Source organism: Acrocarpospora sp. B8E8 (genome assembly GCF_039871605.1).
Classification (GTDB): domain Bacteria; phylum Actinomycetota; class Actinomycetes; order Streptosporangiales; family Streptosporangiaceae; genus Acrocarpospora; species Acrocarpospora macrocephala.
Genome location: NZ_JBDPLV010000019.1, coordinates 62,104 through 76,388, shown reverse-complemented (window position 1 = coordinate 76,388; position 14,285 = coordinate 62,104). Strand labels below are relative to the sequence as shown.

The following is a 14,285-nucleotide window of genomic DNA, read 5'->3' as shown; positions in this document are numbered from 1 at the left end:
CTCAGGACGAGGAAACATTCGCCGGAAGGGTGTTCCTGCAGGTCCAGTAAAGTTCGCCAAGGAGCTTGCTACGCGTATCCGTATTCTCGAGCAGCACGGTCACGCGCGTGTGGTCGGCCGACACCACAGCCCAGCTGACGCCCCCACTGCCACTGAAGGCCGTGAACGTCCAGCTCGTAACATAACGGGCCCTGCTGTTGCATGTGAGGCCGGTCTGGACGGACTTCTTCGGGTCGATGTTGACCCTGCTCCGCACGTCACACCACCCTTCAGGCAGGTTGCAGGGCGCTTCCGCCGCGTTCGCGGCTCCCGGGGTCGCAAGAAGCGCGAACGTCATGGCGACGACCGCTGCGGCTCCCCGCTTGATCTTTCGCTCCATCGCCTGTCTCCTTCGTGTTGTACGCGCATCCGAACAGCGCGTGGCAGGGTCAACTGTCAGGCCGTACGGCGAGGACCGGCATCCCTTGGCTGCGGGCTCCTTGGCGGAGAACTCCCCCCAAATGAGGGGGGGTGCCGAAGAGGTCCCGGAATTACCATGTTTGACATGACCGGGACTGCTATCGCCCACCGCTTGGGGGCGTCGATCCAGCGTGCGGACGCGACCTGCGCGACCGCGGACGAGTTCCTGGCCGCGGTCAGCGATTCGGTGCGCAGGGCTATCCCGTTCGACGGCTGCCTGTGGTTCGGCGTCGACCCCGCGACGCTCCTGGCGTCCGCACCGGCGCGGATCGAACACCAGGACCTGTCGCTGTGCCGCCCGTTCTGGGACAACGAGTTCCACAACAACGACGTACTGCTCTTCCGCGATCTGGCGCGGCAGCCCGAGCCGACGGGATCACTGCGAATCGCCACCGACGACAAGCCGCTGCGCAGCCCGCGGTACCGGGAGATCATGCGCCCGCAGGGGTACGAGGACGAGGCGCGGATCACCTTCCGCACCGGGAAGACGACGTGGGGGGCCGCCGCCTTGTTCCGGGAGAAGGGACGCCCGTCCTTCGACGCGGACGAGCTGAAGATTCTGGGAGCCATCTCCCAGACCGTCGGTGTCGCGCTGCGTACGCGAAGTGTGCTGAACTTGCCCACTTCACGGGCGATCGAGACGCTACGGGCGCCCGGCGTACTGCTCTTCGACGCCAAAGGCGGGCTCATGTCGGCCAACCTCCACGCCAAGGCCTGGGTGCGCGAACTCTACGGCCTGGACCTCAATGCGGAGTCCTTGCTGTCGGAGTCCCCGGCGATGTTCCAGTTGCACACGATTGTGCTGGGGCTGGTATCGCAGGCGCGGGCGGTGGCGCTGGGTTACGAGGACGGGCCCGCGCGGCTTCGCTGCCGGGATCGTGAGGGTCGCTGGGTGGTGCTGCACGCCTCCTGCATGGACGAGAGCGATCCGGGCAGCCCGCTCGCCGTGGTGATCGAGCCGGCGCAGAGCGCGGAGGTCGCGCCGATCATCGTGGAGGCGTACGGGCTGACCGCCCGGGAGCGCGACGTGCTGCGGGGCATCGCCTGCGGCCTGTCGACGCCGGAGATCGCCGCCCAGCTCTATCTGTCCTCGCACACCGTGCGCGACTACATCAAGTCGGTGTTCGGGAAGGTGGGCGTGAGCAGCCGGGGCGAGCTGACCGCGAAGCTCTTCGCCGAGCACTACCTCGACGCCTTCCACTCCGCTTCTGTAATCGTCTAGAGGATTCGGCTACCGGACACGTTCGAGCGCGCGCAGCGAGCCCTCGGCCCGGACCTCGACGAAGTCGCCCGAGCTCAGGGCACGCTGGTAGACCCGGAAAGGTGCCTGCCCTCCGTCATTCGGGTTCGGATAGATGTCATGGAATATCAGGACACCGCCGGGCAGGACGTGCGGGGACCAGCCCTCGTAGTCGCGGGTGACCGGATCGTCCGAATGGCCGCCGTCGATGAACAGGAGGGCCAGCGGCGTGTTCCAGTATCGGGACACGGTCGCGGACGCCCCGACGACGGCGATCACCTGCTCCTCCAGCCCGGCGGCGGCGATCGTCTGGCGGAAGAAGGGAAGGGAGTCCATCTTCCCGACGCGCGGATCCATCAGCGCGGGATCATGGTGGGCCCACCCGGGCTGGATCTCCTCGGAACCCCGATGGTGATCGACGGTGAACAGCACAGAACCCGCCGACCGGGCCGCCGCGCCCAGGTAGATGGCCGACTTCCCGCAGTACGTACCGATCTCACAGAGCGGACCCAGAGGAGCGTAGGCACAGCCGATCTCGAACAGGGCCTGGCCTTCGGGGCGAGGCATGAAACCCTTGGCGCGTTCGGCCGCGAAGCGGAGGTCCGGGGGCATTACGGTCACCGGGGAACACTACCGGACCCCTTGTCGGCAGTTCTGGAACGTGTTCTACTTTGCTGCGTGAATCAGCGTGCTCGGATCGCGATGGGCGAGGAAGAGGTCGCGGCGCTGCTGCGGGACTCCCGGAAACTGCAACTCGCCACGATCAACCCGGACGGCACTCCGCACCTCGTCACCATGTTCTACGGCCTGACCGACGGGCGGCTGACCTTCTGGACCTACCACAAAGCCCAGAAGACGAAGAACATCGAGCGCGACGCGCGAGTCACCTGCCTGATCGAGACAGGCGATGACTACTCCGAGCTCCGCGGCGCCCTCGTCTACGGCAAGGCGGAACTCATCGACGATCCCCAGGAGGTCCTGGCCGTCGGCATGGACGTCACCCGCCGCATGACCGGCCTCACGGACGTGACCCAACTCCGGGAGTACGTCGAGCACACCGCCCGCAAACGGGTGGCATTCATCGTGGAACCAACCCGCGTAGTCTCCTGGGATCACCGCAAACTCGCTTGAGGGAGACGTCATGAAGGTAATCGTCGACTACGAGGTCTGCGAGGCGAACGCGATCTGCGCGGGCCTGGCCCCGGAGGTGTTCGACGTGGACGACGACGACAACCTGCACGTCCTGCTGCCGAACCCGCCCGCCGACGTCCTGGACCGAGTCCGGCACGCGGTGCGTTCGTGCCCCAAGGCAGCCCTCGCCCTGGACGAAGACTAATCCGGGGGACTAATCCACTCAGGAGGTTCCATGCGCGGCGCACTGCTGCACGCGGTCGGCGACGACAAGCTCGACATCCGCGACGATCTCGCGCCGGCGCCGGTCGGCCCCGCCGACGTGCGGGTCCGGATCCGGGCCACCGGGGTCTGCCATTCCGACCTGTCGGCGATGTCGGGCGTGCTCCCGATGCCGCTGCCGCTGATCCCCGGTCACGAGGGCGCGGGCGAGGTGCTGGAGGTCGGCGACCACGTCACCACGGTCGCCCCCGGCGACCACGTCATCATCAACTGGACCCCCGCCTGCGGCACCTGCCCCAGCTGCGTGCGCGGCCAGCCGTTCCTGTGCATGACGTACGTCCTGCGGAGTTTCTCCCACGCCGGATTCCGGTTCGACGGCGACAAGCAGGCCTTCGGCATGGCCGGCTGCGGCACCTGGGCCGAGGAGATCGTGGTCCCCTGGCAGGGCGCGATCAAGGTCGACCCGGAGGTTCCGTACGAGGCGGCGGCCCTGATCGGCTGCGGCATCACCACCGGCGTCGGCGCCGTCCTCAACACCGCCAAGGTCAGGCCCGGCTCGACGGTGGCCGTGGTCGGCTGCGGCGGCGTCGGCCTGTCGGTGATCCAGGGCGCCCGCCTCTCCGGCGCGACCACGATCCTGGCCATCGACCCCCTGGAGTCCAAGCACGACCTGGCCAAGAAGGTCGGCGCCACCCACGCCTGCACCCCCGACCAGCTGATGGACACGATCGCCACGCTCACCGGCGGCCAGGGCTTCGACTACGGCTTCGAGGTCGTCGGCAAGTCCCAGGCCATCATGACCGCCTGGCAGGCCACCCGCCGCGGCGGCGACGTGATCGTGGTCGGCGCCGGCGCGATGGACGACACGGTCCCCCTGACCGCCTTCAGCCTGCTCTTCGAGGGCAAGAACCTGCTCAGCTCGCTGTACGGCGGCTCCGACGTCCGCCGCGACTTCCCGTTCTTCGCGAGCCTCTACCAGGCGGGCAAACTCGACCTGGACAGCATGATCAGCTCCAGGATCCGCCTAACCGACCTCAACGACGCCGTAACCAACCTCAAGAGCGGCGAAGTCCTCCGCCAGATCGTCGTCATCGACTGACACTCTGGGGCTGCTCGATGAGCTGGGCCCGCACGGCTCGGGAGGACCTTGCGGGCCTGGCTGAATTACGGGCGAAGGCGCCCTGGAAGAAGGTTCCACTATCGCTAGAGACGAGGTCTGGCGCCAGCTACACGTCGCACTCCGTCAGTGCCGCTTCAGCGACCTTTGTCGAGCTGATGAGCGAATTGAGCAGTGGTGACGACATGCTTCCGGCCCTCAGACCAGAGGAGGCCACTAGAGCCGACAGTGCTTCGCGCTGCTTGTATGCCAGCCTCGTGAGCGCGCCGCGGTAGCCGTGCTCTCCTCCAGGAGCGCGCGTGCCGCCGCCTGGTACGCACGCAGGCAGGGGGCGATGATCGCGGCCTGTCTGCCCCTCCGCTATACCCGCACCCAAGGCACCTGGCAAGTCTCCGGACAGAGTTCTTCGCAGGGACATCGATTGATAATATCAACGTAGGGTCTTACCCTACGGAGGTCATCATGATCCGCACAGCAATCGGGGTTCCACCCGCGCTGGCGCGGCGCGCGAACCAGGTACTGCGCCCCCGCGACGCCCAGGACGTGTACGCCCACCCCCGCCCCGAGTTGGCCCGCCTCGCGCGGACCGGGGCGGCGATCCGTCTCGCGCCGGGATACCTGGCGCTGGTTCCCCGCGTCCGGCTGGGCGATCCAGACTGGCGCCCGGAGTTGGAGGCGGCCGCCCTGGGCATCGCCCAAACCGACTACGGTCGGGACGTGGTGGCGCTGATGGGCCTGTCGGCCGCCCGGTATCACGGTGCGATACCGCGCGCTCTGGCCATTGCGATCGTCGCCATCCCCAAACAACGGCCCTTGCTGAACACTGCGGTCGGTCGTGTCGTCTTCTCCCGGCGCGATTGTTCCCTGCTGGACGTGGAACGCGTCGATACCGAGCTGACCAGCGGCTGGGTCACCACGGTCGAGCAAACTCTCTTGGACCTGGCCACCCGTCCAGGACTCGGCGGTCTACCCGAGGAAGAGGTACGGCAGGCCATCCGCCAGCTTGCCGCCCGCGCCGACATCGCCTCGCTGACCGAACTCGCGGTCGCGCAGCGCCGTCCGGGAGCACTGCGCAGCCTCCAGCCGCTTTTGGACCAAACCTCATGAGGAGTGACCGTGCTCGAACCCGGTGAACTGGCCGCCGTCACAGCCGCGTTTGGCGTCGCTGAACCTCAGGTCCGCCGTGACCACCTGATCAGCCACGTCCTCGCTGCCCTCGCCCACCTCGACGGCCCATGCGACACACTCGTCTTCTTCGGTGGCACCGCCTTGGCCCGCACCCATCTGCCTAACCCCGCCGACGGTGGACGCCTGTCGGAGGACATCGACCTGTGGACCGACAACCGCGCCACCGTCGCCGCGTTCCTGGAAACCCAACTGCCCAGGGCACTGCGCCGCGAGTTTCCCCGTACGCGCTGGGAACCCGCCCTGACCGCCGTTCGCAGTGCGATCGACCCGGCGCAGCTGGTCACCGCCGACGGGCTCCGCCTGAGGATTCAGCTGCTCGACACCGGCAACGCGCACCGGGAGTGGACCCGCTGGCCCACCGAGCAGCGCGAGATCCACGTCCGGTACTCCGATGTGGGACCCACGCGGCTGCGAGTGCCCACCGTGGATGCCTTCACGGCGATGAAACTTGCCGCCTGGGCGGATCGGCGCGCTGCGCGAGATCTTTACGACCTAGCGGCTCTTGCCCGGGCCGAGAAGATCACGGAAGCCTCGTCGGCCCTGTTTCGCGACATGATCGGCTATTCGGTCAGCCCGGCTTTGTTCCAGTCCCGCCCTGCGGGGGACTGGGAGGCACAACTCGCTCACCAGACCGCTCACCTGCCCTCCCCTGCAGAATGCCTTGCCGACATCCGGGGCACCTACGCAGCCCTGCTGGGCTGGCCCTCATCACGGGATTCCTTCACCTGATGCCTCACCGAGGACCGTACGCCCCTGCGGCCTATTCGAAGTCCAGATCTCGGGGTCTGGAGGGGTTCCTCCTCATGTCTCACCTGAATCTGCCAAGGAGAGAACACGCGGCTGCTACAGCAACACGGATTCCCTCCGCACCTTGTCGGCTTCGCGGCGGAAGGCGACGTAGCGGCGATAGGTGTCGATCACACCGCCGAGGTAGACGCTCTCACCGTCGAGGATGATCCCGGTTTCGGTGAGTGCCGCGGCCAGGCGGGCGGCGTCGCCGTAGAGCGCTCTCTGCTTGCCGTTCAGGGTCGTGCGTATCCAGCGGTCGATGACGCCATGGGCGGTGCGCAGCCACGCGGTACGTTCAGGCGCGGTGCTGATCTGCTCGCGGAGTGCTCGTTCCAGCAGGTGGGAGAGCGTTTCGGCGTCGTCGGCGCGGTAATCGTCGCCATAGAAGACGCTGTGCCCGGCATCTGCGGTCGCGGCCAGCATCGCGTGCAGCACCGTGTTCTCCCAGTCGCGGTGCGCCACCGCGCCGCAGGAAGCGGCCAACACGTACGGCAGAACGGTCAAAGTGGTGTTCGCGGCACCGTTGGCCACCGCGTTGGCCGTGGGTAGGAGGCTCAGCGCGTCATCGACCCGACCTGCCAGCAGCAACGCTTGGGCGCGGAAGTTGGCCAGATGGTGATGGGCCAGCCCTGGAGCACCTGCGGCCAGACGGTCAGCCGCTTCCCCTGCCACTTGCCCGCCCGAGCCGGAGTGCTGCGCTTCGGCGGCCCGGTGGAGGGCGACCAGGCGCCGCGTGGAGGTGGCCAGCGTGAAGGCCTGGATGCGGAATTCAACGGCTTCCTTCCCGTAGGCGAGGTCGGCCGCTGTTTCGGCGAGCGGCGCCCACTGGTAGGCGGTCCACCCGCTGCGGTCCCCGCCGGACAGCAGACCGAGCCCTTCACGACAGATGTCCAACGCTGCCTCCTCATCGCCGTGATCACGCAAGGCGTCGACGAGGTCGAGATAGGCATGGGGCTGCCCGAGTCCCGGCTTCCGGGCGGCCTCGATCAGCGCGTTCACGTTTCCGGTTGCCGTTGCAACCTCGCGCAGGAGACGGCCACACAGCGGATCGTGACCGCCGGATCGCTCAACCAACTCCTGGCTCCAGCGTGGATAGAAGACCTCGAGATTCGCCGGTTCCGTAGGCAGTGTTTCTCGTACGGCCAGCAAGGAGCTCGGCCGCGCTCCGTGCGGCAAGAGCTCCAGCCAGGTCTCCGCCATGACCTCCGCAGCCTCGCCAGGGTCGGCGGCAAGCTCGTAGAGCGAGCGCAGCCAGCGGGCGCCGGCCTCCACCAGATCTGTCGTCAGCGACTCGGCGGGGGAGAATTCGTAGCTGAACACCGGTTCGTCACCGTCGAGGGCCAGCGCGCCGAACAGTAACCGGTGAGCTGCGGCGGAAAGGTCGTGCCGACTGTCGAGGAACGCGGTCGCCGCCCCGGTGAACAGAGTGTCCATTCGTGGGACCCAGGACTCGTCGCCGAATGCTCGTTCGTGGCGCAGTTCGGGATCCCAGCCCCAGCCGTCGTAGTACTTCCCAGACTCCACGGCGGCGATGAAGGACTCGATCTCGGCGATCAGGTCTGCATCCCGCTGCTGGGCGGGCGGGGCCGATGCGCACAAGCCGCGTAGATGGCCCAGGAACTCCGTCCGCGCGCTCGCTGGCAGGCCGCTGGCGTATCCGGTGAACACCGATCGAAGCTTCTTCTCGTCCAGCGGAGAGAGCAGGGAATCCAACTCGGCCAGGAACCGCTTCAGCGACAGTGCATCGGGCATGAGCGGGACGATACCGGAGCATAGGAGGAAATCTTGGCGCGACGATGCACCGCGGAGCACCCAGACTGGACTGCAGCAGAGCGTCTGAACATCCCCTGACGAGGCGGACATCCGGTTGAGCCTGGTAAGTACGGCCTGCGTCCCTGACCTGAGGCGCAGGCCGTACCCGTCTATGGGATCACAAAAGTGGTCACTCCGACGAGAAGGCGGCGTCGAAGGACGCCGTCGGCGGGGTGATCCGGTTGAGGCGGGTGATGTAGCCGAGGGCCTCGGGCGCGCCCTCCAGCCGGTCCATGCCCGCGTCCTCCCACTCGATCGAGATCGGGCCGTCGTAGCCGATCGCGTTGAGCGCGCGGAAGCAGTCCTCCCAGGGCACGTCGCCGTGGCCGGTCGAGACGAAGTCCCAGCCGCGGCGCAGGTCCGCCCAGGGCAGATGCGAGGCGAGGCGGCCGCGGCGGCCGTCGGGGGTGCGGACCTTGGCGTCCTTGCAGTCGACGTGGTAGATCCGGTCGGCGAAGTCGAGGATGAAGTTCGCCGGGTCCAGGCCCTGCCAGACCATGTGCGAGGGGTCCCAGTTGAGGCCGAACGACGCGCGGTGGCCGATGGCCTCCAGCGTCTTCACGGTCGTGTAGTAGTCGTAGGCGATCTCGCTGGGGTGCACCTCGTGCGCGAACCGCACGCCTTCGGCTTCGAAGACGTCCAGGATCGGGTTGAACCGGTCGGCGAAGTCCTGGTAGCCCGCCTCGATCATCGCCGCCGAGGCCGGCGGGAACATCGCGAGGGTGTGCCAGATCGACGAGCCGGTGAACCCGACCACGGTGGAGACGCCCAGCTTGGCCGCCGCGCGGGCGGTGTTCTTGAGCTCCTCGGCGGCGTTGCGGCGCACCGTCTCGGCGTCGTCGGACCACAGGCGCCCGGGCAGGATGCCCTTGTGCCGCTCGTCGATCGGGCTGTCGCAGACGGCCTGGCCGACGAGGTGGTTGGAGATGGTCCAGACCTTGAGGTTGTGCTTGTCCAGGGTCTCCAGCTTGCGGGTGACATAGTCGGGCTCGGCGAGCGCCCGGTCCACCTCGAAGTGGTCGCCCCAGCAGGCGATCTCCAGGCCGTCGTACCCCCACTCGGCGGCCAGCCGGCACACCTCGTCGAAGGGCAGATCGGCCCACTGGCCGGTGAACAGAGTGATCGGTCGCGTCATCCCACTTCTCCTTTGCAGTTAAGGGGGCAGTACAGCCGCCCCCGGCAAGCCGCCCGGTCAGGTCGGGTGGCACCCGCCCGTTTCCGCGCTTCGGCGCAGCGTGGAATCGGACGCCCTGACCAGGACGCGTTCCGGGCGGCTTGCCGGGGGCGCTCCCCCGAGCTCAAATGGCGGTCCATCTGCTCTCTTCTGCCGCGCTGCGCTCGACCGCCGCGAGCACGCGCTGCACCTGCAGGCCATCCTCGAAGGACGGCGTCGGGTCATATCCGCCCGCGATGGCCTCCAGGAAGTCCTTGATCTCGTTGGTGAAGGTGTTCTCGTAGCCGAGGCCGTGGCCGGGCGGCCAGTAGGCTCCCGCGTAGGGATGCCCGCCCTCGGTCACCAGGACACGCCGGAAGCCGCCTTCCTCGGGCGGGAGCGTGTGGTCGTAGAACCACAGCTCGTTCATCTCCTCGAAGTCGAAGGCGATGCTGCCGAGCGAACCGTTGACCTCGATGCGCAGCGCGTTCTTGCGGCCGGTGGCGAACCGGGTGGCCTCGAAGGAGGCCACCGCCCCGCCCGCGAACCTGCCGGTGAACAGCGCGGCGTCATCGACCGTGACCGGGCCGGTGGCCGCCCCGCTGCCCGCCGCGGAGAGCCCGGCCGAGGCGTCGGCCAGCGGGCGCTCCTTGATGAACGTCTCGGTGAGGGCCGAGACGCCGGTCAGCAGGTCGCCCAGGATGAACTGGGCGGTGTCCACGATGTGCGCGCCGATGTCGCCCAGCGCGCCGGACCCGGCCTTGTCCTTCTGCAGCCGCCAGACCAGCGGGAACTGCGGATCGACGATCCAGTCCTGCAGGTACTGGGCCCGGACGTGCCGGATCTGGCCGAGCCGCCCCTCGGCCACCAGCTGGCGGGCCAGCGCGATGGCCGGCACCCGGCGGTAGTTGAAGGCGACCATGCTACGCACGCCCCGGGCCGCGGCGGCCCGGGCCGCGGCGGCCATCGCCTCGGCCTCTTCCACGGTGTTGGCGAGGGGTTTCTCGCAGAGCACGTGCTTGCCGGCCTCCAGCGCGGCGATGGCGATCTCGGCGTGCGAGTCGCCCGGCGTGCAGATGTCGACCAGCTGCACGTCGTCGCGCTTGACCAGCTCCTTCCAGTCCGTCTCGACGGCGGCCCAGCCGAGGGACTCGGCCGCGTCCGCTGTCCGGCCGGCCGATCGGCCGGACAGCACCGCCATGGACGGCGAGAGGGGCAGGTCGAAGAAGGCTCCGACACTGCGCCAGGCCTGGGAGTGCACGCGTCCCATGAACGCGTACCCCACCATGCCGACCCCGATTGGCTGCTTCACGACTCGAAGCCCAGCGGCAGGTACTGGTCCACGTTCTCCTTGGTGATGGTCTCGGAGGCCAGCGTGATGGACTGCGGGACCTGGTTCTCCAGCAGGTCGCTCATGCCCTTGCCCTGGGCGATCAGGCGGGCCAGCTTGATCGCCGAGGAGGCCATCGTGGGGCTGTAGGTGACGGTGGCCTCAAGGACGCTGGAGCCGGCCTGGATGTCCCGCATGGCGTTGGCGGAACCGGCGCCGCCGACCATGAAGAACTCGCTGCGGTTGGCCTCCTTGATGGCGGCCAGCACGCCGATGCCCTGGTCGTCGTCGTGGTTCCAGATGGCGTCGATCTTGGCGTGCGCCTGCAGCAGGTTGCTCGCCACCTCGGTGCCGGACTCCACCGTGAACTGCGCGTCCTGCTTGGCGGTCACGCTGAAGCCGTAGGACTTGAGCGCGTCCTCGAAGCCCTTGCTGCGGTCCTGGGTGAGCGGCAGGGTGGCGATGCCCTGGATCTCCAGGATGACCGGGTTGCTGGTGCCGGCGTCCTTGAGCTTCTTGCCGATGTAGTGGCCGGCCGCCACGCCCATGCCGTAGTTGTCGCCGCCGATCCAGGTCCGGTAGGACAGCTTGTCGGGGAAGATGCGGTCCAGGTTGACGACCGGGATGCCGGCGTCGGTGGCCTGGCGGGCCACCTGGTTGAGCTGCTGGCCGTCGTTCGGCAGCATGACGATGACGTTGACCTTCTGCTGGATCAGCGACTCGACGGCGGAGATCTGCTGGTTGATGTCGTTGGTCGGCTCGACCGGCTTGAACTCGACATCGCTGTACTGCTTGGCCGCGGCCTCGGCGTTCTTGGCGATGGCCGCGATCCAGCCGTGGTCGGCGGCGGGGGCCGAGAAGCCGATGACGACCTTGGTGCCGGGGGCGTCGTTGCCGCCGGTGGGGGCGGGCGCGGCGGCCGTGGGGGCGGCGGCGCTGGCCGCCGGGGCCGGCTCGTTGCTGGTGCACGCCGCCGCGAGGGCGCCGACGCCGATGACCGCTCCGCCGACGAGGAATCCGCGGCGACCCGGGTTCTGGGCCATGGTGTTCTCCCTTTTGTTATTAATCAGGCAGTGAGGAACCGGGGCCACGGGTGGATCCCTAGGCCCGTCGATGGCGGGGTGCTAAGTGGCTGTCTGGAGGCTGCGTCGCTGCAGGAGCACGGCGACGATGATGATCAGGCCTTTCGCGATGAGCTGGTCACTGGTGTTGAGACCGTTCAGGATGAACAGGTTCGTGATCACGGTGAAGATCAGCAGGCCCAGGATGGAGCCGATGATCGTGCCGCGGCCGCCGGTCAGGAGCGTGCCGCCGATGATGACGGCGGCGATCGCGTCCAGCTCGTAGAGGTCGCCGTGGGTGGAGGAGCCGGTGGTCGTGCGGGCCATGATGATCACTGCCGCAATGCCGCAGCACAGGCCGGACAGGGCGTAGAGCAGCATCGTGTGGCGGCGGACGTCGATACCGGCCAGCCGGGCCGCCTCCGGGTTGCCGCCCACCGCGTACGTCCGGCGGCCGAAGGTGGTGCGGTTGAGGATGAGCCAGCCGATGATGACGACCACGGCGAAGATGTAGACCAGCAGCGGCAGGCCGAGCACCCGGGTGGTGGACAGTTCGACCAAGGCGCTGTTGTCCTGGCTGACCAGCTGGGTGCGCCGCTCGGACATGCGCTGGGCCAGGCCGCGGGCGGCCACCAGCATGGCCAGGGTGGCGATGAAGGGCACCATCCGGCCGTACGAGATGAGGAAGCCGTTCACGAGTCCGGCACCGGTGCCGACCAGGATGGCGCAGATGGCCATCACGACCGGGCCGTACTGCTGGGTGGCCAGCGTGGTCGCCCACACGGAGGCCAGCGCCATGATCGCGCCCACCGACAGGTCGATGCCGCCGCCGATGATCACGAAGGTGCTGCCGACGGTGATGACGCCGATGGTGGAGGCCAGGGCCAGCAGGCTGACCATGTTGGACGTGGTGGCGAACGTGTCCGGGGCGGTGATGAGGCCGACCGCGGCCAGCAGGGCCAGCGCGATCAAGAGGCCGAGATGGCGGGCTTCGCCGATCCTGCCCAGGGCCAGGCGCCCGTTCCCTGGCCCTGAAGGCGCGACGGCGGCCGCCTCCACCCGCGCCTGTTCATCGGCCTCCGGCGCGGAGACTTTCTGCGGATTCACCTCGGTCATCGGACGAACTCCTGAGGTCGGAAGTAAGCGATATCAGCCATGGGACGGGGTCGCGTCCATGACGAGGTCGAGGACGTGGTGCTCGTCGAGCTCGGTGGCGGGGGCCTCGTGGATGATCCGGCCGTCCCTGACGACCAGCACCCGGTCGGCCAGGCCGAGCACCTCGGGCACCTCGCTGGAGATGAGCAGGACCCCGACGCCTTCGTCGGCCAGCCTTCTGACCAGCGCGTAGAGCTCGGCGCGGGCGCCCACGTCGACGCCTCTGGTGGGCTCGTCCAGCAGCAGCAGCTTGCGCCCCTCGACCAGCCAGCGGCCGAGCACCGCCTTCTGCTGGTTGCCGCCGGAGAGCGTCTTGATCGGGCGGTTGGGGTCGGGCGGGCGGATGTCGAGCGCCTTGACCAGGCGTTCGGCCTCGTCGCTCTCCTGTTTGCGGTTGAGCCAGCCGAACCGCGAGTAGCGGCCCAGGCTGGCCAGCGTGATGTTGCGCGCCACACTCTGGTCCAGGAGCAGGCCCTGAGCTTTACGCTCTTCCGGGGCCAGGCCCATGCCGATGCGGACCGAGTTGGCGGTGTCGCCGAGTTTGACCTGCTTGCCGTTGAGCAGCACCGTGCCGGTGGCCCGGCGGGCGCCGTACACGGCTTCCATGATCTCCGAGCGTCCGGATCCGACCAGACCGGCCAGGCCGACGATCTCCCCGGCCCGTACGGTGAACGACACGCCCGACACCACGCCGGGAACCGTGAGGTTCTCGACCCGGAGCACCTCGTCCCCGAAGCCGCCGGTGGGGCGGGGCGGGAAGACGTACTCCACGTTGCGGCCGGTCATCAGGGAGACCACGGTGGCGGTCGGCGTGGTACGGGCGGGCAGGCCGACCGCCACGGTTCTGCCGTCCTTCAGCACGGTGACCCGGTCGCCGATCTCCCGGATCTCCTCGAGACGGTGCGAGATGTAGACCACCGCGACGCCCTGGCCGGTGAGCTCCCGGATGATCCGGAACAGGTTCATCACCTCGTCGTGGGCCAGCGCCGCCGACGGTTCGTCCATGACGATCAGGCGTGCCTCGTGGGAGAGGGCGCGCGCCATGCTGACGACCTGCTTGCCGGCGGGCGACAGGCGGCCCACTTCGGTGCTGGGACGGATCTCGCCATGGCCGAGCCTGGCGAGCAGTTCGCGGGTGGCGGCGAACATCTCGCCGCGCCGGGTGAAGCCGAAGGTGGCCTGCTCGTGGCCGAGGAAGATGTTCTCCGCGACGCTGAGGCCGTCGACCAGGTCGAGCTCCTGGTAGATGGTGGAGATGCCCTGTCGCATGGCGGCGGTGGGGTTGGCCAGCCGCACGGGCTGGCCGTCGAGGAGCACCTCGCCGCTGTCCGGCTGGTGCGCTCCGGCGAGGACCTTGATGAGGGTTGACTTGCCCGCGCCGTTCTGGCCGAGGAGGCAGTGCACCTCGCCGGCCCGGACGTCGAGGTCGACGCCGTCCAGGGCGCGAACTCCGGGGAACTGCTTGACGATCCCGCGCATCAGTAGCAGCGAGGGGTTATCCGTCTGTTCCCGGCTTATGTCTTCCATATTTCCGGATGCTAGAGAGGACTTATGCTGACGGTCAAGCAAAAGTCGATGGCATGATGTCATAATGAGATCTGGAATCATCGACTAGGCGAGAGGAGGCG

14 protein-coding genes are annotated in these 14,285 nt (G+C 68.2%); 6 read left to right on the top strand and 8 right to left on the bottom strand.

All coding sequences use genetic code 11. From position 1 onward, the window contains the following. Nucleotide 1: 1 nt before the first annotated feature. Nucleotides 2-379 carry a hypothetical protein gene (locus ABGB08_RS20235; protein ID WP_347592469.1) on the bottom strand — a complete coding sequence of 126 codons (378 nt, stop codon included), beginning with the start codon at nt 377-379 and terminating at the stop codon, nt 2-4. A 165-nt stretch (nt 380-544) separates the two neighbouring features. On the opposite strand from ABGB08_RS20235, the gene ABGB08_RS20230 reads away from it, so the two are divergent. Further along, nucleotides 545-1,681 (top strand): helix-turn-helix transcriptional regulator, encoded by a 1,137-nt coding sequence (locus ABGB08_RS20230; RefSeq protein WP_347592467.1) that lies wholly within the window; start codon nt 545-547, stop codon nt 1,679-1,681. Between the two features lie 9 nt (nt 1,682-1,690). On the opposite strand, the gene ABGB08_RS20225 is transcribed toward ABGB08_RS20230, so the two are convergent. Continuing rightward, nucleotides 1,691-2,311 (bottom strand): class I SAM-dependent methyltransferase, encoded by a 621-nt coding sequence (locus ABGB08_RS20225; RefSeq protein WP_347592613.1) that lies wholly within the window; start codon nt 2,309-2,311, stop codon nt 1,691-1,693. A gap of 66 nt (nt 2,312-2,377) precedes the next feature. Between ABGB08_RS20225 and ABGB08_RS20220 the strand changes: the two genes are divergently transcribed. The 5 genes from ABGB08_RS20220 to ABGB08_RS20200 all read left to right on the top strand — a co-directional run bounded on the left by ABGB08_RS20220 (nt 2,378) and on the right by ABGB08_RS20200 (nt 6,086). Next, nucleotides 2,378-2,830 carry a pyridoxamine 5'-phosphate oxidase family protein gene (locus tag ABGB08_RS20220; protein WP_347592465.1) on the top strand — a complete coding sequence of 151 codons (453 nt, stop codon included), beginning with the start codon at nt 2,378-2,380 and terminating at the stop codon, nt 2,828-2,830. A gap of 10 nt (nt 2,831-2,840) precedes the next feature. After that, nucleotides 2,841-3,035, top strand: a complete 195-nt coding sequence (locus ABGB08_RS20215) for a ferredoxin (RefSeq protein ID WP_155345258.1) — start codon at nt 2,841-2,843, stop codon at nt 3,033-3,035. 30 nt (nt 3,036-3,065) lie between these two features. Further along, nucleotides 3,066-4,151, top strand: a complete 1,086-nt coding sequence (locus ABGB08_RS20210; protein ID WP_347592462.1) for a Zn-dependent alcohol dehydrogenase — start codon at nt 3,066-3,068, stop codon at nt 4,149-4,151. A 480-nt stretch (nt 4,152-4,631) separates the two neighbouring features. Continuing rightward, complete coding sequence (locus tag ABGB08_RS20205; protein ID WP_347592460.1) at nt 4,632-5,276, top strand: type IV toxin-antitoxin system AbiEi family antitoxin; 645 nt, start codon at nt 4,632-4,634, stop codon at nt 5,274-5,276. A 9-nt stretch (nt 5,277-5,285) separates the two neighbouring features. Next, entirely contained in the window at nt 5,286-6,086 is an 801-nt protein-coding gene (locus ABGB08_RS20200) for a nucleotidyl transferase AbiEii/AbiGii toxin family protein (RefSeq protein WP_347592458.1), read from the top strand. A gap of 114 nt (nt 6,087-6,200) precedes the next feature. Here the strand turns inward: ABGB08_RS20200 and ABGB08_RS20195 are convergent, their stop codons facing one another. The 6 genes from ABGB08_RS20195 to ABGB08_RS20170 all read right to left on the bottom strand — a co-directional run bounded on the left by ABGB08_RS20195 (nt 6,201) and on the right by ABGB08_RS20170 (nt 14,184). Beyond that, a complete protein-coding gene (locus ABGB08_RS20195) occupies nt 6,201-7,898 on the bottom strand; it encodes a hypothetical protein (protein WP_347592456.1) in 1,698 nt (565 codons plus the stop codon). Nucleotides 7,899-8,088: 190 nt separating this feature from the next. Next, a complete protein-coding gene (locus ABGB08_RS20190; RefSeq protein WP_155345254.1) occupies nt 8,089-9,093 on the bottom strand; it encodes a sugar phosphate isomerase/epimerase in 1,005 nt (334 codons plus the stop codon). Nucleotides 9,094-9,256: 163 nt separating this feature from the next. Further along, the gene (locus ABGB08_RS20185) at nt 9,257-10,423 is read right to left on the bottom strand and encodes a Gfo/Idh/MocA family oxidoreductase (protein WP_347592454.1); all 1,167 of its coding nucleotides are present in this window, start codon (nt 10,421-10,423) and stop codon (nt 9,257-9,259) included. Next, nucleotides 10,420-11,484, bottom strand: coding sequence for a substrate-binding domain-containing protein (locus tag ABGB08_RS20180; RefSeq protein ID WP_347592452.1), 1,065 nt, complete (start codon nt 11,482-11,484; stop codon nt 10,420-10,422). The genes ABGB08_RS20185 and ABGB08_RS20180 overlap by 4 nt, the downstream gene beginning before the upstream one ends. A gap of 81 nt (nt 11,485-11,565) precedes the next feature. Next, a complete protein-coding gene (locus tag ABGB08_RS20175; protein ID WP_347592450.1) occupies nt 11,566-12,618 on the bottom strand; it encodes an ABC transporter permease in 1,053 nt (350 codons plus the stop codon). A gap of 33 nt (nt 12,619-12,651) precedes the next feature. Further along, entirely contained in the window at nt 12,652-14,184 is a 1,533-nt protein-coding gene (locus tag ABGB08_RS20170; protein ID WP_347592448.1) for a sugar ABC transporter ATP-binding protein, read from the bottom strand. Nucleotides 14,185-14,285: the final 101 nt, after the last annotated feature.

Bases quoted from the DNA above. Each gene is read 5' to 3' on its own strand.
- ABGB08_RS20235 (WP_347592469.1), bottom strand. From the start codon at position 379: ATGGAGCGAAAGATCAAGCGGGGAGCCGCAGCGGTCGTCGCCATGACG.
- ABGB08_RS20230 (WP_347592467.1), top strand. From the start codon at position 545: ATGACCGGGACTGCTATCGCCCACCGCTTGGGGGCGTCGATCCAGCGT.
- ABGB08_RS20225 (WP_347592613.1), bottom strand. From the start codon at position 2,311: ATGCCCCCGGACCTCCGCTTCGCGGCCGAACGCGCCAAGGGTTTCATG.
- ABGB08_RS20215 (WP_155345258.1), top strand. From the start codon at position 2,841: ATGAAGGTAATCGTCGACTACGAGGTCTGCGAGGCGAACGCGATCTGC.
- ABGB08_RS20210 (WP_347592462.1), top strand. From the start codon at position 3,066: ATGCGCGGCGCACTGCTGCACGCGGTCGGCGACGACAAGCTCGACATC.
- ABGB08_RS20205 (WP_347592460.1), top strand. From the start codon at position 4,632: ATGATCCGCACAGCAATCGGGGTTCCACCCGCGCTGGCGCGGCGCGCG.
- ABGB08_RS20195 (WP_347592456.1), bottom strand. From the start codon at position 7,898: ATGCCCGATGCACTGTCGCTGAAGCGGTTCCTGGCCGAGTTGGATTCC.
- ABGB08_RS20190 (WP_155345254.1), bottom strand. From the start codon at position 9,093: ATGACGCGACCGATCACTCTGTTCACCGGCCAGTGGGCCGATCTGCCC.
- ABGB08_RS20180 (WP_347592452.1), bottom strand. From the start codon at position 11,484: ATGGCCCAGAACCCGGGTCGCCGCGGATTCCTCGTCGGCGGAGCGGTC.
- ABGB08_RS20175 (WP_347592450.1), bottom strand. From the start codon at position 12,618: ATGACCGAGGTGAATCCGCAGAAAGTCTCCGCGCCGGAGGCCGATGAA.
- ABGB08_RS20170 (WP_347592448.1), bottom strand. From the start codon at position 14,184: ATGGAAGACATAAGCCGGGAACAGACGGATAACCCCTCGCTGCTACTG.